Genomic DNA, 19397 nt, shown 5'->3' with positions numbered 1-19397 from the left:
TCAGAACGTGTATTCCAAAACCCCCATCACCGACGTCTGCAACCGTCGCTCCACAATCGGGCTCTTGCCCGCTTCATCTGCCAGGTACTGCACATCCAGCAAGGTCGAAAACTGGGTGTGCTCGCTGATCGGCAGGCTCCACACCAGGTTCAGGCCATTGCTGATGTTGCCCGCGCCGGCCTTGTAGGCTTTGAAGCGGCTTTGCGCGGCCTGGCCGGTGGTCACGCCATACCAGGTCTGCAAGTAGTTGCGGTCGCCAAAGTGGCTGCTGAGACTGGCATCCACCGAACCGTAGCGGCCTTCATACAGGTGGGTGCCCAGGCTCAGTTCCAGGTGGGTGTAGGCCTTGCCGGTGTCTTTGCGGTCGTTCTCCTTGAGGGCATGTTCCAGGGTTGCGCCAACAATCACACCGCCCAGGTTATAGCTGGCGTTGACGCCCACTTGCGGGCGGGCCTTGATCTCGCCCATGCCTTTAAGGCGTTTGGAGCCGGCATGCAGGCTCTCGTTTTTATCCTTGCGCGCGGCGCTTGCGCCGACATACGCGCTGAAGCTCAGGGCATTGCCTTCGTAACCCCAGCCCAGGCCCTTGTCGGTGTCGAGGAAAATCCCCCACGGGCTGACGACTTTGCCGCCCAGCAGCGGCGCGGTCATGCGTTCGTCGCTGCCGCTGTAGCGCGGCAGGTTGCCTACGCCGGCCTTGAGGCTGTATTGCCAGTCTTCGGCAATCGCAGTGTCTGCAGCCGCGAGCAGGCACAGTGAGGTGATTGAAAGGCAGAGGTTTTTTGAGCGCATCCGGGTATTCGTCCTTGTTAAAAATTCAAGAGGTTGTTGGGCGATTGCGTGCGTTTGAAGGAGTAACCCGAGGCGCTGAGGCCGTTGACCTGGCGGCTGACGGTATCGCCCAGGCCGTAGCCGTTGCCGGCCAGTACCGCGTGGGCGTTGTCGACGGGAAGCAGGATGTAGTCGGTAAGCGGCTCGTTGTGCAGTTGGCCGCGAATCACCAGGAAGCCTTCTTCCAGGCGCACGCTGATGCCGCTCAACGGCGCGTCGGGCTCATGGGTGTTGAGCACCTGATAGGTGCCGATGGTGGAGGCCCAGGCCAGCGGCAGCGGCGGCGGGTCGATGCGTTCACCGATGGCCAGGCGTTGGCCATGGCTGCGGGCGGTGAGCACTTGGCGGCCCTGCACCGTGACCACGTCCAGCTGTACGCGGCCCAAATCACCGAGGTCCTTGAACCAGAGGCCGAAGACTTTTTTCTGCGCGCGCAGCCAGCCGTGCTCGTCGCGCAATAACTCGAAGTCAAAGCCGGCCAGCTCACCGCTCAGCCGATCGCCGTCATCCTTGACCCGGAATACGCCCCAGGCCGTGGCATAAAACCCGGCCAGGCGCTTGCGGTCGACGGCGGCGGGCACCTGGCGCAACTTGAGCCCATGGCTGGGCGTCTGGCAGTCGTCGGCGCACACGGCTTGCCCGGTTTGCGCCTGGAGCATCAGGCGCAGGGTCTCGGTGGCCAGGCGTGCGACCAGTTCTTCGGCGTTGCTGTCATTGGCCATGATGATCACCGCCAGTTGCTGGTCGGGCAGCACGCTCAACTGCGCGGCAAAATCATCGCCGCCGCCACTGTGCTGGTAGGTGCGCACGCCGGGGGCGACGGGTTCATCGCCGCAGGGTGCGAGGAACCAGCCCAGGCCCATCTGGCAATCGAAGTCCAGGGCATTGCCGGTGTTTTGCTGGGTGAACATCTGATCAATCGACGGGCTCTCAAGCACACGGGTGCCTTTATAGAGGCCATGGGCAAACAGCATCTGCACGTAGTGGCTGAGGTCTTTGGGGCTGGCCCACAAGCCGCCGGCGGCCAGGTCGCGCACCTGCGCATCGGTACTCGCCACGCCGTCTTCGTAACCGAGGGCGCGAAAGCTCAACTGCGTGCCGTTGCCGACAAAACTCGACTGGTTCATCTCCAGGGGCTTGAGCAGGCGGCTTTGCAGTTGGGCTTCAAAACTTTTGCCGCTGCTGCGCTCGATGGCGGCGCCGACCAGCGAATAACCGAGGTTGGAATAGGCCACCTGCGAGCCCGGCGGGCTGCTTAGCCACACGCCCGACACCCGCATCGGCATCTGGCCCATGGCATAGGTGCTGCGCACGTCGCGCAAATGTTCACTGGGCAAGCCGGACTGATGACTGAGCAAGCGGCGCAGGGTGATATCGCGGTCGGCGGCGGCCTGGTCAGTGTGAAAGCGCGAACGCACGTAAAATTCGCGCAAGGTCTGCTGGATCGGCGCGTCCAGGCCCAGGCGCTGTTGCTCGACCAACTGCATCGCTGCCGTGGCCGTCAGTAGTTTGGAAATGCCGCCGGCGCGAAACGCCGTGTTGGCGGTCACCGGCACACCCTGGGCCTTGTCGGCCAGGCCAAAGCCGCGCGCCCAGATCAGCTCCTGGCCATTGACCAGCGCAATCGACAACCCGGGCACATTCTCGCGGGCCAGGTCTTTGGGAATGCGCGCTTGCAGGTAGCGGATGATCGCGCCGTAATCGCCCTTGGGAATCGCCGGCGGGGCAGGCGGCTGCACGTGGCAGCCGAGCGTGACCAGCAGGCAACCCCATAACGGAATACCGCGCAATGTGCGAAACATGAAGAGCACCCGGATGGTGGTTTGGATGCTCGAATGCTAGGGCCATGCCGGCCAACAATCTTTGAGAGCTTTGTCGAGAAACTGTCAAAGAGTGTTAACGCGTCAGCCCCAAACGTTCATGCCACTGGGCGATGGATTCCTCGGGGTATTCGTCGAACTGCAGGTCACCCTTGCGCACGCTGACTTCCACCCACGGCGCCTTCGAGCCGAGCATCAGGTGCGTGTGTTCCGGCGGCACCGGCAACGGCGTGTCGATGGCCGAAGCAAACGGGTGAATCAACTCCGGCCACTCCGGGCTGAACAGCCACAACGCGCTGGCGCACTGCGAGCAGAAATGCCGTTCGGCAGTGCTCGCATGCGCACGGCTGGCGCCTTCGGGTTTAAGGCGCGCGTGATAGATCGAGATGTGCTTGCGTCCCTGCACCTTCAGGCTTTGTGTATCGCCGGCAAGGTTGATCGCATAACCACCGCCGCCTTGGGTTTTTCGGCAGATGGAGCAGTAGCAACGCTGATAAGGATAGGGATGCTGGCTGTTCAGGGTGAATGTTACGGCGCCGCAATGGCAGGATCCTTCGAGTTGCATGAGCTGACTCCTCAAGGCAGGTTGTAACAACGCTTTGCTAATACCTTAGCCTCAGGCAAGATTCCCCGCTTTGGTTTCAGGGAAGATACCCATGATTGCTCAGTTGCAAAGCGCTGCCACGCAAATCCGCCACGCTGTGCGTAAGGCGACCGAAGGCTTGGTCGGGCGCGAGCAATTGGCCGAGTTGATTGTGCTGGCGGCGGTCGCCCAGGAACACATTTTGGTGATTGGCCCGCCTGGCACGGCCAAGAGCGCCGTGGTGCGCCGTGTGGCGCAGTCCATGGGCGGGCGTTACTTCGAATACTTGCTGGGGCGCTTCACTGAGCCGTCGGAGCTTTTTGGTGCCGTAGACCTAAAGAAACTACGTGAAGGCACGGTGGAAACCGATGTCAGCGGCATGCTGCCGGAGGCCGATATCGTGTTTCTCGATGAAGTCTTCCTGGGCTCGACCGCCATCCTTAATACTTTGCTGGGCGTGCTCAACGAGCGCCGCTTTCGCCGTGGCCATACTCAAATCCAATGCCCGTTGCGGGTGTGTGTCGGCGCGGCCAACGGCTTGCCGGACGATGAAGCACTGGCGGCATTTGGCGACCGCTTCCTGTTGCACCTGTTCGTTGAGTCGGTGCCGGACAATCAACTGGAAGCCATGCTGGCGGGCGGTTGGCAGTCGGAGCAGCGGCCGGTGCAACAGTTGCTGGGGCTGGCCCAGTTGGACACGCTGAGCCAGGCCCTGAAAGACGTCGACCTGGGCGCGGTGCGTCCAGCCCTGGCCCAGGCGATTCGGCGCCTGCGCGAAGCCGGCATACAGTTGTCGGACCGCCGTATCGTCAAGTCTCAACGGCTGATCGCGGCCGCCGCGTTGCTCGGCGGGCGGCTGGAAGCCAGCGAGGCAGATCTGTGGCCGCTGCTGTATGTGCTGCCCACTAAAGAGACTCAGCAGCATGGCCGCGAGGTGCTGCGCGACCTGTTTGCCGCGTCCAGCAACAGCCATTTGTTCAGCGCAGTCGAAGAGGCCACCTTGCAACCGATGTCGCGCTTGAATCGCTTGCTGGAAACTGCACAAGACTACCTGGCCCGCAGCGAGCCGCCCGACAGCCCGGCGCTCGAAGGGCTGCTGCGCGAGATCGACGCCAACTTCAATAGCGAGACAATGCCGGAACCCTTGCAGCAGGTACGCGGGCAACTGTCCCGAATGCTGACGCCATGAGTGCCGACCACTACGCCTGGACCTGGCGCCCAAGGCAGGTGCCTGCCGAGCCTCAAGCCGCCGTCGCATGGGGCGACGCCGCGCGACGTTTGCATGCGCGCTTGCTGCTGCTCGCAGATGAACAGGCTGCCCGCTTGCACGCTACCGCCAATGGCGATGTATTGGTCGTCACTGGGCCGGCGGCGGATTTGCCGTGGGTCGACGGCGTCGAATACGCCGCAGTACACCCCGGCGCGCCTGGCATATGGCTGCCCACCAGTTGGGAGCCGACAGTGCCAGTAGACCTGCTCGGCCAGACGCTGTCGGCACGTTTCAAGCGCTCGCCCTTACTGTTGTGGCGCGAACCGCAAGCCGTAGTGCCGTTGGATCGCCTATTGCCGGGCACGGTTGAACACCTTCAGCGCATCGCGACGCATTGGGGAGCCAGCCATGCAACTGCCTGAAGCCCTGCAACCCTGGCGCCAGTGGCTGGAGTGGTTTGCGCCGCAGCATCTGCCGCTGTTCGCCGACTTGCTTGGGCGCCTTAACCCGGTGCTTGGGCCACTGCGCGGTAGGCAGCAAGGCGGGGTGCCTGAGCCGGATGGCGTGGGTGACCTGCAACGCCGTGGGCCTTACGAGCGCCTGCTTTCCAGCGAATGGCTGCTGGCCGATGAAGTGCCGGATGAGTTTATGCGCCGGGCTGTCGGCGGCGAGCATATGTTCCTGGCGCCGCAGTACCGCGCCCGTGAAGCCAACCGCCTGATTGTCGTGCTGTTCGACGCCGGCCCGTTGCAGTGGGGCGCCGCGCGGCTGGTGCATATTGCCTTGCTGATGCTGCTGGCCCGGCGTGCCGAGGAGGCAGGGGCTCAGTTGCGTTGGGGCATCCTGCAAGGCGAGCCGTTGCTGCATGAATTCGATAGCGCGGGGCAGCTCAAGCAGCTGCTCAAGGCGCGCACCTATGAAAGTGTCGCCCCGGCGCACTGGCACGCCTGGCAGGAATGGCTGGCCACGCAGGGTGAGACGTTGGGTGAGTGCTGGACAGTCGGGCAACGCTTGCCCAAGGACTCGACCAAGTCCTGTACGCACCGGGTGCAGGTGCAGCGCAGCCTGGATGGGCACAGCCTGTCATTCGAGTTGCAGGCCGGGTCGGTGCGGCGCGTGCTGCTGCCTATGCCGGATGAGGCGCACGCGGTGCAACTGCTCAAAGGCCAGTTTGACGATGAAGTCCAGGCGCCGCCGCCGAATCTCGCACGTGCGGTGCCACGCGTAGCCTTGACTTTGCCGCCGGTAATCTCCAGCGCCGGTAACTATGTGGCGCTGCGCCTGCTCGATGAGGCGGGCATGGTGGTGATCAAGCTGCCGCACAAAAACCAGAAAAAGTCGCTGGAGGTTCGACGCCGTCTGTGGGGCAAGCATCAGCGCGTATTGAGCACCACCTTTCACCACCGCAGCCTCGGCGCTGTGTTGAGCGACAACGACAGCCTGACATTCTGGAACATTCCCGGTATGCCCACCGTCGACAAGCCCCCCCGTGAACAGCTGCAACTGCCACCGGGCACTGCGACGTTCCTGCCGAGTGTCTGGCTGCACAGTCAGAACTCCGTGCGTGTGTACTTGCTCGACAGCCAGGGGCGGCTCGCCTACTGGAAGTCGCGTCAACTCTGCCAGGTGGCGGATGACGTAATGAGCCTGGTGCAGGTCGACCCCTTGACCATCGCTTATGCGCGCAGCGAAGGCGGGCAGATTGTCGCGTATTCCGGGTCTGCTGACGGTTTACGCGCCAATGGTCATGCGGTCGGCTCGGCAGCGGGCGTCAGCCAGGTGTTGTTGGCTGCCAACTTTTACTGGCGCCAGTACTGCGGTGGTTGCGCGCTGCTGACCACCCAGGACGGCCACCAGAGTTGGCGCCTGGTGACCCATGAAAGCTTTCCGGCGAAACACGAACAGATCGACTTGGCGCCGGGCTGGAAAGCCATCGGCCTGCACCACGCGTTCGCCCAACGACAGCTCTACTCACTGGTGCTGCTGGGGCCGAACCAGCACAGCGTCGGGCTGTACGCCGAGGGGCAACAGCGCACGTTGTTTACCACTTCGGCGCCGATTGCCCGCGCGAGCTTTTGCCCCATGAGCGGCTTGATCGCCGTACTGACCACTGACCGCGAATTACTGGTTTACTCGGTTGCCGAGCGCTCCATGCGTTTGCAAGTGATGTGCAGCCAGGCACCGCAGCTCACCCAGGAAGCTGCCAATGCTTGAGCCAGAACGGATGCTGATTCGCCGCCCGCTGCTTACCGGGCACCAACAGATTGACGGCCTATGGTTTGCCGCCGAGCGTTTTGATGAAGGCGAGCGCAAGCGCCTGATCCTCAAGTATTGGCAAGTCGACGCGCGTGCCTACCGCTTTGCCGACGGCGACTTGCTGCAATTCCACACACCTTGCCCAGTACACTGCGAAAGCCTGCACGGCTGGCCGCTGATCCGCCAGGGCCTGGGCTTGTCGTCTGCCGCGCTGCACCCCGAGGAATTGCGCGGGCTGCCCGTTGCCGACTTGTGGCTGGTGCGCGGCAGCCAGATACATGCACTGCAGTTGCGCGATGCACACGTGCTGAAGCCCGGGCTGTGGCTCGACATCAGCACCTACACGCTGCTCGACACGTTTGACTGCCATACCCCGTTGCCGGCAACGCTGCCGGATGCAGTGATCACCGACCTGCGTGAAATCCTCGGTGGGCCGCTGGAGCCCGTCAGCCCGGAGCGTGACGCGATCATGCAAGCGCTGCGGGAGCGTGCGCGTCACACGTCGAGTAAAGGGTCTGGCGCCAGCGCATCGCCTGCGCAAAACAACCCGAATAGCGCCCGTGAAGTCTCTTCCCCGGTGCTGAAAATCGTGATCGGCCTGGTACTGCTGGGTGGGCTGGTCCGCCTCTTCGGCCAGAGCGATGCTGCCGCCATGCTGGCCACGCACACACAGTCCCTCAGCGGTATGCTCCTGAGCGCGCTGATCTGGATGGTTGTGATTACCGCGCTGCTGTTCGGGTTGAACCGCTTTCTGCACCCTGGCGCATCGGCACCCGCTAAAGCGGCGCCCCGGCCGGTTGCCCCTGCACCCGCTGACCCAGGCATCGCTGCGCGTGCCACCCCGCGCAGGCACAAACCTGCCGCATGGCGCCGCTTGTTGACCCGGCTGACACAGCATTCCCAGCTTTCCAAACTGTATGGCAAACGCCAGGCTGCCTACATGCAGCGCATGTTGGAGATGTTCGAAGACGGCAATTTCGAAGAAGCCTTGCGCCATGCGATCCCCTTGAACGGCGGAGCCTCCAGCGGTGAACAGAGTTTTGGTACGCCTCAGCGCCGCGAGAATTTGAGCCTCAGCCAGCAGGATGGCCCGGCGCGCTCGATGCTGTTTGAAGACGACTTGGCCGAGCACTTGCGCCAGGTGTACCGCCAGACTTTTGAGCGCCTGGACCGTGCCGGTCGTATAGAGGAAGCGGTGTTTGTCCTTGCCGAATTGCTCAAGGAGCATCAGCAAGCCCTCGATTACCTGGAGAAACATGCGCGCTATCAGCAGGCCGCCGACCTGGCTCTGGCGTGGGACATGCCAGCTGCGGTGATCGTGCGCCTGCTGTGCCTGGCCGAGCAGTGGCAGCGCGCCGTGCTGGTGGCGCGGCGCGACAATGCGTTCGCCGACGCCGTGGTGATGCTCCAGGCCAAGTCGCCAGAAGCCGCCGACCGCTTGCGCCTGGAATGGGCCGAGTCGTTGATCGCCAAAGGCCTGTGGTTGCAAGCCGTCGATGTTATTTGGAGCCTGACCGCAGAGCGCCCACGCGCCGCGCAATGGCTGCTCAACGCCGAGGCGGCCGGCGGGCGCTTGGGTATTGAGGCGCTGGTTAAACGCGCGATCCTGTTGCCCGAAACGCTGCACGCTTACGGGCCGTGGGTCGAGCAATTGCGTGACGACCCCGCGCGCGCCAGCGAACGCGCCGCCCTGGCGCAGGCCTTATTGCTGCACAAGGCCAACACCACCGCCCTGGCCTGGCTGGCCGCTGCCACCGTGCAGGCGATTCTGGCTGATCAATTCAGCGATCAAGGCCAGCTGACGCATAACCAGCTACAAGCGCTGGTCAAGATGAGTCGCGATAAAGCGCTTCAGGCGGATTTGCCGGGCCAGGCGCTGAAGCGTACGCCCGTGGTTTCGCTGGAGCGTTTGGGTGAAACCCGCGAGTGGTCCGCGCCGGCCGCTGGCAGCCGGCCGATTTTCGACGCCGCGCCGCTTGAAGACCAGCGTTACCTGGTGGCGCTGGGCGAGGCGGGCGTGATGGTGGTGGATGCGGCGGGCACAGCGTTGTTTCACTTTGCTGTACCGGCGCAGAAAATCGTTATTGCCCATAGCCGACAGGTTGCGTTGGTGCTGATCAGGCGGGGGAATGTATGGCGCGTGAGCAAACTGGACCTGGTCAATCGAGTCGCCAAAGACCTCGGTATGCTGGCCATGGATGTCTATGCAAACGCCTTTGATGGCAGCAACTGGACCATCGGCAAAGGCCCGCAGTTGCGCGTGGTGGATGTTGATCGTGGCTTTGAAACGCTCTGGCATGTGAGTGATCTACCGGAGCCGGTGCGGGCCATCAAGGTGGATGAACACAACGAATACCTGTGGTTGTCGGCGCCGGGCGGGTGCCTGATGCTGTGGCATTATCGTCTGCCGGAGCGGCGTCTGGTCAGCCGCGAAAGCGCGTTTGACATCGTAGCGACGGACTTCCAGGTTCCCAGTGCCACCGCTGAATCGGCGCAGTATCTGATCAAGCACGATGATGGAACACCCGTTCTGGTACTTAAGCAGCGCGGGATTCGAAAGGGCTATAGGTTGCCCGGTAACTTGCCGGATGAAGAATGGGATGAGTCCGTCAGCCCGTTTCTATTTGAGGACTGGTTGCTGATCAGTTATCGGGTTGAGCAGCAGGACACGTGCTGGCACGTGATCCACCGTGCCAGCGATCGGCTTTGCGTCACGTTGCACTGGCCGCACGCGCCGGCCCAGCTTCGCCGCCTCGGGTCTGATCTGTTGCTGTTCGATGGGCAGGGCCGACTGAGCCATATCAATACCGATAACGCCAGCCAGCACAACATCAGCCTGCACTGAGTGTGTCCGGCATCAAGGTGGCGATCAACGCCCGAATGGTGCCGGGCAACGCTTCCAACTCGCGCACCAGGATACTGCGCTCGCGAATCGCCCACGGCTCATCGAGCTTCACCGTCACCAACTGCATGGTCCGGCTGTGTCGCACGGCGGCGGACTCGGGAATGATGCCGATGCCCACGCCGGCCTCGACCATCCGGCAGATCGCCTCGAAGCTCGACACCTGAATGCGCAGCGATAAATGCTTGCCCAGGCGATCAACGTGTTCACGCAAAAAACTTAATAACGTACTGCCTTCGTGCAGGCCGATGTGCTGGTAGGCCAGGGTTTGCTCCAGCGTTACCGAAGGCTGGTCGGCCAACGGATGACCGACGGGCACCATCAGCACCAATTGATCGGTGCTGAAGTGCAACACCTGCAAACCCGCCGCCTCTACCGGCCCGGCAATGATGCCCATGTCGCTGGTGCCATCAAGCACGCCACGCACAATATCGCGGGACAAACGCTCCTGCAGGTCGACGGTCACGCCCGGGCGCTGGGACAGAAAACCCGCCAGCACCTCCGGTAGAAACTCGGTCACCGCCGTGGTGTTGGCGAAGATGCGGATATGCCCGGCCGAATCCACGCCGTATTGGGTGAACTCGCTTTTAAGGTAGTCCACCTGGCGCATGATCAGCCGCGCATGGTGCAGCAGCCGCTCGCCCGCCGGGGTGATCTCCACGCCACGGCTGTCGCGGTACAGCAGGCGCGTGTCCAACTGGCCTTCCAACGCCTTGATCCGCGCACTGGCGGCGGCCGGCGAGAGAAACGCACGCTTGGCGCCCTGGGTGAGGCTGGGGGATTCGGCGATGTGGATAAACAGGCGCAGGTCGGCGAGATCGAAATGCATGCAAACCCCTATTTTGGCAACGGTGAGGTTCAAGTGTGGGAGCTGGCGTGTTGTGGCGAGCAAGCGTGCTTGCGCTGGGGTGCGAAGCGGCCCCAAAAAGCCGGCTCCAGCTACGCTGTCGAGCGGGACGGTGCGACGACTCGCCAAGCTCCCTCGCCACAACAAGCCAGCTCCCACAGGATATGAGGGCGGACTCGAAGTTGGCGTTCAGCATAACCGAACGCTGGTTTATTGAAATGCAAATTCTCAGAACGGGCAGGCGCTTGCATGATCCGGGGCAGACACTCACTGCCCGAGGACCTGCACCCGATGAGCGCTACTGATTGGATCGGCCGAAGCGAGACCGCCCACGACCACTTGAGCCATAACCTGCTCAAACGCATTGCCGCCACATTCGGCGAGGCTGTGCCGGAACAGGGCGCCGATTTGCCGCCGCTGTGGCAGTGGTGCTTTTTCCAGGATCCACTGCCGGAATCGGCCTTGGGCACTGACGGCCACCCGGCCCGTGGCGGCTTCCTGCCGCCGGCCGACAACCGCAATCGCATGTGGGCCGGTGGGCGCATCGAGTTCCTGCACGCCTTGCGCGCCGGTGAGGCCGCCACTCGCGTGTCGACCATCACCCAGGTCGAAGAAAAGACCGGGCGAACCGGCTCGCTGCTGTTTGTCACCGTGCGTCATGACTATTCCCAGGACGGTCGCCTGGCGATCCGCGAAGAACAGGACATCGTTTACCGCGAACCGACGCCGCCCAAACAGGGCAGCGACGACGCCTTGCCCGATAGCGAATGGCAGGAGTCGATCAGCCCCACGCCAACCTTGTTGTTTCGCTACAGCGCCGTGACCTTCAACGGCCATCGCATCCATTACGACTACCCCTATGTCACCGACACCGAAGGTTATTCAGGCCTGGTGGTGCACGGCCCGTTGATCGCGACCTTGAGTCTGCGCGCGTTTTGCCGCGCCCATCCCCACGCGACCCTGCGCCATTTCGCTTATCGCGGCGTACGCCCGCTGATTGCGCCGCAGCCATTTGTGGTCGGTGGGCGCGTGACCGAAACCGGTGTGGCGCAGTTGTGGGCGGGCAACGCCGGTGGCCTGGCCCAGACCGCTCAAATCCACTTCGAATAATCCAAGAACAACAGGCGGAGAGCCGTTAATGAACCCCAATGACAACGAAGAACTCAATGCCATCCGCGAAGGCGTGCGCGCCTTGTGCGCCGAGTTCGATGCCGCTTACTGGCGCAGGATCGACGAACAAAAAGGCTTCCCCGAAACCTTCGTCAAAGCCCTGACCGACGCCGGCTGGCTGTCGGCGATGATCCCTGAAGAATACGGCGGCTCCGGCCTGGGCCTGGCCGAAGCCTCGGTGATCCTCGAAGAAGTCAACCGTTGCGGCGGCAACTCCGGCACCGTGCACGGCCAGATGTACAACATGTTTACCTTGCTGCGCCATGGCAGCGAAGCGCAAAAAAGCTTCTACCTGCCCAAGCTCGCCAGCGGCGAATTGCGCCTGCAATCGATGGGCGTGACCGAGCCCACCACCGGCACCGACACCACCAAAATCAAGACCACCGCGATCAAGCGTGGCGACAAGTACGTGATCAATGGGCAGAAGGTCTGGATCTCGCGCATCCAGCATTCCGACTTGATGATTCTGCTGGCGCGCACCACCCCGCTGGCCGAGGTGAAGAAAAAATCCGAAGGCATGTCGATCTTCCTGGTCGACCTGCGCGAAGCCATCGGCAACGGCTTGACCGTGCAGCCCATCGCCAACATGGTCAACCACGAAACCAATGAGCTGTTCTTCGACAACCTGGAGCTGCCCCTCGACAGCCTGATCGGCGAGGAGGGCAAAGGCTTCAAATACATCCTCGACGGCCTCAACGCCGAACGCACGCTGATTGCCGCCGAGTGCATCGGTGACGGCCGCTGGTTTATCGAAAAGGCCAGTGCCTATGCCCGCGACCGCGTGGTGTTTGGCCGCCCGATCGGGCAGAACCAGGGCGTGCAGTTCCCGATTGCCGAGGCGCATATCGAAATTGAAGCGGCGGACCTGATGCGCTGGCGTGCCTGTGAGGAATACGACAGCGGCAAGAATGCCGGGGCCAGCGCCAACATGGCCAAGTACCTGGCCGCCAAGGCGTCCTGGGAAGCGGCCAACGCCTGCCTGCAAACCCACGGTGGTTTCGGCTTTGCCTGTGAGTACGACGTGGAGCGCAAATTCCGCGAAACACGCCTTTATCAAGTCGCGCCGATCTCCACCAACCTGATCCTGTCCTACGTGGCCGAGCACCTGCTCGAACTGCCACGCAGTTTCTGAGGGCCTGAGCATGAGCCATACCCAAACGCTTTGCCGGTTCCTTGCGGACCTGAACTACGAACAATTGCCGGAAAAGGTCCTGGCACGCACCGAAGACCTGTACCTGGACTGGTTGGCCTCGGCGCTGGCCAGCAAGGGCGCGCACCCGATTCCCTTGTTCGAACGTTATGCGCAAAAGATGGGCCCCAGCAGCGGCCCCGCCCAAGTGATCGTCAATGGCGGCAGCACCAGTGCGTATTTTGCCGCGCTGGTGAACGCCGCATCCTCGCACCTGGTGGAGCAGGATGACCTGCACAACAGCTCGGTGCTGCACCCGGCGACCGTGGTGTTTCCGGCCGCGCTGGCTGCCGCCCAGGACCTTGGCAAATCCGGCCGCCAATTGCTGCTGGCTTCGGTGGCCGGCTATGAAGCCGGTATCCGCATCGGCGAATTCATGGGCCGTTCCCATTACCGCATCTTCCACACCACGGCCACCGTCGGCACCCTGGCGGCGGCGGTTGCCGTGGGCAAGCTGATGGATTTTAGCCAGGCGCAGTTCATCAACCTGCTCGGCAGCGCCGGCACCCAGGCCGCCGGGTTGTGGGAGTTTTTGCGCGATGCCGCCGACTCCAAGCAACTGCACACGGCCAAGGCCGCAGCGGATGGCTTGCTCGCGGCGTATTTGACGGCGGACGGGCTCACCGGTGCGCGCAATATCTTGGAGGGCGACCAAGGCCTGGCGGCGGGCATGTCCAGAGATGCTGAGCCTGGCAAGTTATCGGCCGGTCTCGGCAGCCGTTGGGCGCTGCTGGAAACCTCGTTCAAGTTCCATGCCTCATGCCGTCACACCCATCCGGCCGCGGATGCGCTGTTGGACTTGATGCAGCGCGAAGGCTTGGACGCCGATCAGATCAATCGCGTGCAAACCCATGTCCATCAAGGTGCCATCGACGTGCTGGGGCGCGTGAACGTGCCGACCAGCGTGCATCAGGCCAAATTCTCCATGGGCACTGTGCTCGGCCTGATCGCCGTGCACGGCAAGGCCGGGCTCACCGAGTTTCATGAGCGGGCACTGACCGACACCGCCGTCTCGGCCTTTCGCGACAAGGTCAGCATGACCCTGGATGCACACGTCGACGCCGCCTACCCGCAGCGCTGGCTGGGCCGCGTCACCGTCACCACGCTCGATGGCCGCACGCTGCAGGGCGCCATCGACGAACCCAAGGGCGACCCCGGCAACACCCTGAGCCGGGTGGAGCTGGCGGATAAATTCCAGCGCCTTACCCAATTCAGCGGCGCGCGCACACCCGCGCAGGCCAATGCACTGATCGAGAAGGTCTGGAACCTGCGCGATGCAGCGTCCATGGCTCACTGGCTTTGAGGAAGCGTTATGACTAACCAACGACCGCTGGACGGCATCACCGTCGTCAGCCTGGAGCACGCGATTGCCGCGCCATTTTGCACCCGCCAGTTGGCGGACCTCGGCGCCCGTGTGATCAAGGTCGAACGCCCCGGTGCCGGTGACTTTGCCCGTGGCTATGACGAGCGCGTGCGCGGCCTGGCCTCGCACTTTGTGTGGACCAACCGCTCCAAGGAAAGCCTGACCCTGGACCTCAAACAGGACGAGGCCAGTGACATCCTCCAACGCCTGCTGGCCGATGCCGACGTGCTGGTGCAGAACCTCGCGCCCGGCGCGGCGGCGCGCATGGGCCTGTCGTTTGAGGCGCTGCATGAGCGTTTTCCACGGCTGATCGTCTGCGATATTTCCGGCTATGGCGAAGGCGGGCCCTACGAGAACAAGAAAGCCTATGACCTGCTGATCCAGAGCGAGGGCGGCTTTTTATCAGTGACCGGTGGCCCAGGTGAAGACCAGATGGCCAAGGCCGGTTGCTCGATCGCCGATATTTCCGCCGGCATGTACGCCTACAGCGGCATCCTCTCGGCCTTGCTGCTGCGCGGCAAGACGGGGCAGGGCAGCCGCATCGACGTGAGCATGCTCGAAAGCCTGGTGGAGTGGATGGGCTACCCGATGTATTACGCCTTCGACGGCGCGCCCCAGCCACCACGGGCCGGGGCGGCGCATTCGACGATCTACCCGTATGGGCCGTTTCCCACCGGCGACGGCGGCACGGTGATGCTTGGCTTGCAGAACGAACGCGAATGGGCGGCGTTCTGCGACAAGGTGCTGCTCACGCCTGAGTTGGCTACCGATGAGCGTTTCTCGGCCAACTTCAAGCGTTCGGCCAACCGTGAGGCGCTGCGCCAGATCATCGTTGATAGCTTTGCGCAGTTGGACGCGCAAGCCGTGATCCAACGCCTGGAAGACGCGCAGATCGCCAGTGCCAGGGTCAACGACATGCAAGGCGTGTGGGACCACCCGCAGCTCAAGGCGCGTGACAGCTGGCGTGAAGTCGCAAGCCCGGCCGGGCCGCTGCCGTCGCTGTTGCCACCGGCGCGCAATGCCGCGTTTACCCCGCGCATGGACGCTGTTCCCGCCTTGGGCCAGCACAGCCAGGGCATTCTCGATCAGCTTGGGTTTTCGGCGCACACCATCGACGGCCTGCGCGCACGCGGCGTTATTTAATAAGGAATTCACCTGATGCCAAAGCCTTTAGTTCGTTCGGCCCTGTTTGTGCCCGGCAGCCGCCCGGAGCGGTTTTCCAAAGCCCTGGCCAGTGGCGCCGATGCGGTGATTGTGGATTTTGAAGACGCGGTAGAAGAACCCCTCAAGCGCCAGGCGCGGGATAACCTCGGGGTGTTTTTGCACGCGCATCCACAGGCTCAGGTGTGGGTGCGCATCAATGCGCCGGAGCATGCCGAGCATTTTGAGGATGTGGCGTTCTGTAAAGCTCATGCCAATGTGGCGGGTGTGCTGCTGCCGAAGGTGGAGAGCGCGGCCCAGGTTGCCGTGGTGGCGGCCGCTGGCAAGGTGATCTGGCCGATTATCGAAAGCGCCAAGGGCTTGCTGGCGGTGGCTGAGATTGCCCATGCGCCGCAGGTTGAGCGCCTGTCGTTCGGCGGGCTTGACCTGGCGCTGGACTTGAACCTGAGCAGCGGTTCTGCAGCTGCGCAGTTTGCGTTGGATCAGGCACGCCTTGCGCTGATTGTGCATTCGCGCGCTGCTGGCCTGGTAGCGCCGCTGGATGGCGTGCATCCAGCCTTCGACGACCCCGAAGGTTTGCGCCGTTCGATCCGGCATGCCTATGAAATGGGCTTTGCCGGGGCGCTGTGTATCCATCCCAGGCAGGTGGCGGTGATTCATGCGGCACTGGCGCCCAGCGCCGAAGACCTGGCCTGGGCCAAGCGCGTAGTAGAGGCGGGTGCCCATGGGGCCGGGGCTTATCAGATTGATGGGCAGATGGTGGATGCGCCCGTGTTGCTGCGCGCACAAAGGCTGCTGGCCGCCCAACTCTGACTGACACAACCGTGAGCAAAATGTGGGAGCTGCATTGTTCTGAAGTATGGCGTTCGGCCTGGCCGAACGCAGGTATCTAAAATTCGAAATTCACTACACGCGTCACATCAGGCACCTTGCCCTGTAACACAACAATAAGAAGGTGATTCCCCATGCTCAAGCTTTCTCGGGCGCTGCTGTGCGCCGCCACTTTATTTGCCGCGGGCCTGGCCCAGGCGGCCGACCCGATCGTGATCAAGTTCGCCCACGTGGTCGCCGAAAACACCCCCAAGGGCCAGGGCGCGTTGTTGTTCAAAAAGCTTGCTGAAGAGCGCTTGCCGGGCCGGGTCAAGGTCGAGGTGTACCCCAACTCATCGCTGTTCGGCGATGGCAAAGAGATGGAGGCGCTGTTGCTCGGTGACGTGCAGATACTGGCGCCGTCCCTGGCCAAGTTCGAGCAATACACCAAGCAAGTACAGATCTACGACCTGCCGTTCCTGTTCAATGACCTGGCCGCCGTCGACCGTTTCCAGGCCGCTCAGGGCAAGGCATTGCTGACCTCGATGCAGGACAAGAACATCCTCGGCCTGGCCTATTGGCACAACGGCCTCAAGCAACTCTCCGCCAATAAAGCCCTGCATGAACCCAAGGACGCCCGTGGCCTGAAGTTTCGCGTGCAGGCTTCCAGCGTACTCGAAGAGCAGTTCAAGGCGATCCGCGCCAACCCGCGCAAAATGAGCTTTGCCGAGGTGTACCAAGGCCTGCAGACCGGCACCGTAAATGGCACCGAGAACACCTGGTCGAATTATGAAAGCCAGAAGGTCAACGAGGTGCAGAAGTACTTCACCGAGTCCAACCATGGCCTGATCGACTACATGGTGATCACCAACGCCAAGTTCTGGAACGGCCTGCCGCCGGATGTGCGCACCCCCCTGGAGCAGATCATGGTCGAAGTCACCGTCGAGGTGAACAAACAGGCCGAAGCGTTGAACCAGTCGGCCAGGCAGAAGATCATCGACGCCAAGACCAGCGAAATCATCGAACTGACCCCGGAGCAACGCCAGCTGTGGCGCGAAGCCATGCGCCCGGTGTGGCAGAAGTTCGAGGGTGAGATTGGCGCCGACCTGATCAAGGCTGCGGACGCCTCCAACCAGTGATTGGGCGACCACCCAAAACTACTGTGGAAAGGGCTTTATGTGGGAGCTGGCTTGCCTGCGATGCAGGCAACTCGGTGTATCTGTAGCACCGAGTTGATCCCATCGCGGGCAAGCCCGGCTCCCACAGAGGTCCGCTTCGACATTTCGAGCCGGTTTCCACCCTGACATCTCATTGGTCTCGCGAGGTTTTGCCATGCAAACGCTAAGGCGCGTCTGGGAGCACCTGGAGGAAGGGTTTATCGCCTTCCTGCTGGCCGCCATGACCCTGGTGACATTCGTCTACGTCATGCTCAACAACATCTACACCCTGTTCTTTTCCCTGGCGGACAAGTGGGTGTGGAGCAGCAACTTTTTCAACGCCCTGGGCGACCACACCATGACCTGGGCCCAGGACATGACCTGGAGCGTGGCGCTGACCAAGGCCATGTTCGGCTGGCTGATTTTTTTCGGCATCTCTTACGGTGTGCGCACCGCCGGCCACCTCGGCGTGGACGCCCTGGTCAAGCTGACCAAACGCCCGGTGCAACGCCTGCTGGGCATGCTTGCCTGCCTGTGCTGCCTGGCCTATGCCGGGCTGTTCATGGTCGCCAGCTACAAGTGGGTGAGTGCCGTGATGACCGCGCATATCGGCGCCGAAGACCTCGACCAATACGGCGTGGACGTGGGCGATATCGTGATCATCGTGCCCATCGGTTTTGCCCTGGTGTTTATCCGCTACCTGGAAATTTTCTATCGCATCTTTACCCACCGTCAGGTCGGGTTGGGGCTGGCCGACGAGGCTGGTGAGGCCAGCAAGTTGGCCGGCAGCCATGAGGAGCGTCACTGATGGCCGTGCTCTGTCTGTTTTTGCTGTTGTTCGTGTTCATGTTCCTCGGCGTGCCGATCGCGATTTCCCTGGGGCTGTCCGGCGCGGTGTCGATCCTGATGTTCAGCCAGGACTCGGTGAGTTCGCTGGCGATCAAGCTGTTCGAAACCTCCGACGCCTACACCTTCCTGGCGATTCCATTCTTCCTGCTGTCCGGTGCGTTCATGACCACCGGCGGCGTCGCGCAGCGGCTGATCGACTTTGCCAACGCTTGTGTCGGCCACATTCGTGGTGGCCTGGCGATTGCGGCCGTGCTGGCGTGCATGCTGTTTGCGGCGCTGTCCGGTTCATCACCGGCGACGGTGGCGGCAGTGGGCTCGATTGCCGTGGCGGGGATGGTGCGCTCGGGTTACCCGAAGGAGTTCGGTGCGGGGATCATCTGCAACGCCGGTACCTTGGGCATCCTGATCCCGCCGTCGATTGTGATGGTGGTGTACTCGGCCGCCACCGAAACCTCGGTGGGCAAGCTGTTCATGGCCGGTGTGATTCCAGGGTTGCTGCTGGGCCTGATGCTGATGGTCGCGATCTACATCGTCGCGCGCATCAAGAAGCTGCCGGCGCAGCCACGTGCGACCTTGCGCGAGTGGCTGACCTGCGCACGCCGCGCGTTCTGGGGCTTGTTGTTGCTGGTGATCATCCTCGGCGGCATCTACAGCGGCATGTTCACGCCGACCGAAGCGGCAGCCGTGGCGGCGGTGTATTCGGCGTTTGTCGCGCTGTTTGTGTACAAGGACATGAAACTGCGCGATTGCCCCAAGGTGCTGTTGGAATCCGGGCGCCTGGCGATCATGCTGATGTTTATCATCGCCAACGCCATGCTCTTTGCCCATGTGCTGACCACCGAGCAGATCCCGCAGGAAATCACTGCCTGGGTGATCTCCGAAGGCCTCACGCCGATCGGCTTTTTGATTATGGTCAACGTGGTGCTGCTGGTGGCCGGCAGCTTTATGGAGCCTTCCGCGATTGTGCTGATCCTGGCGCCGATCTTCTTCCCGATTGCCATGAAGCTGGGGATTGACCCAATTCACTTGGGGATTGTGATGGTGGTCAACATGGAAATCGGCCTGGTGCACCCGCCGGTAGGGTTGAACCTGTTTGTGACCTCGGCGGTGACCGGCTTGACCCTCGGGCAGACGATTCGCGCGGCGTTGCCGTGGCTGATGATCCTGCTGGTGTTCTTGATCATGGTCACGTACTTGCCGTTTATCTCGCTGGCGCTGCCGCACTGGCTGGGCATGTAACGCGGTCTGA

General features: G+C 62.6%; 16 protein-coding genes. 12 read left to right on the top strand and 4 right to left on the bottom strand.

Features of this window, described 5'->3' with window-relative positions:
* The 3 genes from PSH96_RS15590 to PSH96_RS15580 form a co-directional block, all read right to left on the bottom strand.
* Complete coding sequence (locus PSH96_RS15590; protein ID WP_305453758.1) at positions 1-792, bottom strand: MipA/OmpV family protein; 792 nt, start codon at positions 790-792, stop codon at positions 1-3.
* Between the two features lie 17 nt (positions 793-809).
* Positions 810-2633 carry a serine hydrolase gene (locus PSH96_RS15585; RefSeq protein WP_305453757.1) on the bottom strand — a complete coding sequence of 608 codons (1824 nt, stop codon included), beginning with the start codon at positions 2631-2633 and terminating at the stop codon, positions 810-812.
* 94 nt (positions 2634-2727) lie between these two features.
* Positions 2728-3216 carry a GFA family protein gene (locus PSH96_RS15580; protein ID WP_305453756.1) on the bottom strand — a complete coding sequence of 163 codons (489 nt, stop codon included), beginning with the start codon at positions 3214-3216 and terminating at the stop codon, positions 2728-2730.
* Positions 3217-3307: 91 nt separating this feature from the next.
* Here PSH96_RS15580 and PSH96_RS15575 point away from each other — a divergent pair, with 91 nt between their 5' ends.
* From PSH96_RS15575 to PSH96_RS15560, 4 genes are read left to right on the top strand one after another with little or no spacing between them, the layout of a single operon-like run.
* Positions 3308-4423 carry an AAA family ATPase gene (locus PSH96_RS15575; protein ID WP_305453755.1) on the top strand — a complete coding sequence of 372 codons (1116 nt, stop codon included), beginning with the start codon at positions 3308-3310 and terminating at the stop codon, positions 4421-4423.
* On the top strand, positions 4420-4866 hold the full coding sequence (locus PSH96_RS15570) for a hypothetical protein (protein ID WP_305453754.1): 447 nt from the start codon (positions 4420-4422) through the stop codon (positions 4864-4866). The genes PSH96_RS15575 and PSH96_RS15570 overlap by 4 nt, the downstream gene beginning before the upstream one ends.
* Positions 4853-6658: a hypothetical protein gene (locus PSH96_RS15565; RefSeq protein ID WP_305453752.1), complete on the top strand. Its 1806-nt coding sequence runs from the start codon at positions 4853-4855 to the stop codon at positions 6656-6658. The genes PSH96_RS15570 and PSH96_RS15565 overlap by 14 nt, the downstream gene beginning before the upstream one ends.
* Positions 6651-9545, top strand: coding sequence for a bpX6 domain-containing protein (locus PSH96_RS15560; RefSeq protein WP_305453750.1), 2895 nt, complete (start codon positions 6651-6653; stop codon positions 9543-9545). Before PSH96_RS15565 ends, PSH96_RS15560 begins: the two co-directional genes overlap by 8 nt.
* Here the strand turns inward: PSH96_RS15560 and PSH96_RS15555 are convergent.
* Positions 9532-10431: a LysR family transcriptional regulator gene (locus PSH96_RS15555; protein WP_305453749.1), complete on the bottom strand. Its 900-nt coding sequence runs from the start codon at positions 10429-10431 to the stop codon at positions 9532-9534. The two genes, PSH96_RS15560 and PSH96_RS15555, sit on opposite strands and share 14 nt — an antisense overlap.
* Positions 10432-10740: 309 nt before the next feature.
* Here PSH96_RS15555 and PSH96_RS15550 point away from each other — a divergent pair, with 309 nt between their 5' ends.
* The 8 genes from PSH96_RS15550 to dctM all read left to right on the top strand — a co-directional run bounded on the left by PSH96_RS15550 (position 10741) and on the right by dctM (position 19387).
* Entirely contained in the window at positions 10741-11559 is an 819-nt protein-coding gene (locus PSH96_RS15550; protein WP_305453748.1) for a MaoC family dehydratase N-terminal domain-containing protein, read from the top strand.
* 28 nt (positions 11560-11587) lie between these two features.
* Positions 11588-12751: an acyl-CoA dehydrogenase family protein gene (locus PSH96_RS15545; RefSeq protein WP_099549621.1), complete on the top strand. Its 1164-nt coding sequence runs from the start codon at positions 11588-11590 to the stop codon at positions 12749-12751.
* A gap of 10 nt (positions 12752-12761) precedes the next feature.
* Positions 12762-14111 (top strand): MmgE/PrpD family protein, encoded by a 1350-nt coding sequence (locus PSH96_RS15540; RefSeq protein ID WP_305453745.1) that lies wholly within the window; start codon positions 12762-12764, stop codon positions 14109-14111.
* A 9-nt stretch (positions 14112-14120) separates the two neighbouring features.
* On the top strand, positions 14121-15314 hold the full coding sequence (locus PSH96_RS15535; RefSeq protein WP_305453744.1) for a CaiB/BaiF CoA-transferase family protein: 1194 nt from the start codon (positions 14121-14123) through the stop codon (positions 15312-15314).
* A 15-nt stretch (positions 15315-15329) separates the two neighbouring features.
* Positions 15330-16145, top strand: coding sequence for a CoA ester lyase (locus PSH96_RS15530; RefSeq protein ID WP_305453742.1), 816 nt, complete (start codon positions 15330-15332; stop codon positions 16143-16145).
* 152 nt (positions 16146-16297) lie between these two features.
* Positions 16298-17281 (top strand): TRAP transporter substrate-binding protein, encoded by a 984-nt coding sequence (locus tag PSH96_RS15525; protein WP_305453741.1) that lies wholly within the window; start codon positions 16298-16300, stop codon positions 17279-17281.
* Between the two features lie 193 nt (positions 17282-17474).
* Positions 17475-18107, top strand: a complete 633-nt coding sequence (locus PSH96_RS15520; RefSeq protein WP_305453740.1) for a TRAP transporter small permease — start codon at positions 17475-17477, stop codon at positions 18105-18107.
* Entirely contained in the window at positions 18107-19387 is a 1281-nt protein-coding gene (dctM, locus tag PSH96_RS15515; protein ID WP_305453739.1) for a C4-dicarboxylate TRAP transporter large permease protein DctM, read from the top strand. The genes PSH96_RS15520 and dctM overlap by 1 nt, the downstream gene beginning before the upstream one ends.
* Positions 19388-19397: the final 10 nt, after the last annotated feature.

This window comes from Pseudomonas sp. FP2338, assembly GCF_030687515.1.
GTDB classification, from domain to species: domain Bacteria; phylum Pseudomonadota; class Gammaproteobacteria; order Pseudomonadales; family Pseudomonadaceae; genus Aquipseudomonas; species Aquipseudomonas salomonii.
This window is presented reverse-complemented; position numbering and strand designations above follow the sequence as displayed.

Excerpts from the sequence above, each read along its gene's own strand:
- PSH96_RS15535 (WP_305453744.1), top strand. The coding sequence starts at position 14,121 with ATGACTAACCAACGACCGCTGGACGGCATCACCGTCGTCAGCCTGGAG.
- PSH96_RS15570 (WP_305453754.1), top strand. The coding sequence starts at position 4,420 with ATGAGTGCCGACCACTACGCCTGGACCTGGCGCCCAAGGCAGGTGCCT.
- PSH96_RS15575 (WP_305453755.1), top strand. The coding sequence starts at position 3,308 with ATGATTGCTCAGTTGCAAAGCGCTGCCACGCAAATCCGCCACGCTGTG.
- PSH96_RS15540 (WP_305453745.1), top strand. The coding sequence starts at position 12,762 with ATGAGCCATACCCAAACGCTTTGCCGGTTCCTTGCGGACCTGAACTAC.
- PSH96_RS15590 (WP_305453758.1), bottom strand. The coding sequence starts at position 792 with ATGCGCTCAAAAAACCTCTGCCTTTCAATCACCTCACTGTGCCTGCTC.
- PSH96_RS15520 (WP_305453740.1), top strand. The coding sequence starts at position 17,475 with ATGCAAACGCTAAGGCGCGTCTGGGAGCACCTGGAGGAAGGGTTTATC.
- dctM (WP_305453739.1), top strand. The coding sequence starts at position 18,107 with ATGGCCGTGCTCTGTCTGTTTTTGCTGTTGTTCGTGTTCATGTTCCTC.
- PSH96_RS15525 (WP_305453741.1), top strand. The coding sequence starts at position 16,298 with ATGCTCAAGCTTTCTCGGGCGCTGCTGTGCGCCGCCACTTTATTTGCC.
- PSH96_RS15560 (WP_305453750.1), top strand. The coding sequence starts at position 6,651 with ATGCTTGAGCCAGAACGGATGCTGATTCGCCGCCCGCTGCTTACCGGG.
- PSH96_RS15580 (WP_305453756.1), bottom strand. The coding sequence starts at position 3,216 with ATGCAACTCGAAGGATCCTGCCATTGCGGCGCCGTAACATTCACCCTG.
- PSH96_RS15585 (WP_305453757.1), bottom strand. The coding sequence starts at position 2,633 with ATGTTTCGCACATTGCGCGGTATTCCGTTATGGGGTTGCCTGCTGGTC.
- PSH96_RS15550 (WP_305453748.1), top strand. The coding sequence starts at position 10,741 with ATGAGCGCTACTGATTGGATCGGCCGAAGCGAGACCGCCCACGACCAC.
- PSH96_RS15555 (WP_305453749.1), bottom strand. The coding sequence starts at position 10,431 with ATGCATTTCGATCTCGCCGACCTGCGCCTGTTTATCCACATCGCCGAA.
- PSH96_RS15530 (WP_305453742.1), top strand. The coding sequence starts at position 15,330 with ATGCCAAAGCCTTTAGTTCGTTCGGCCCTGTTTGTGCCCGGCAGCCGC.
- PSH96_RS15565 (WP_305453752.1), top strand. The coding sequence starts at position 4,853 with ATGCAACTGCCTGAAGCCCTGCAACCCTGGCGCCAGTGGCTGGAGTGG.
- PSH96_RS15545 (WP_099549621.1), top strand. The coding sequence starts at position 11,588 with ATGAACCCCAATGACAACGAAGAACTCAATGCCATCCGCGAAGGCGTG.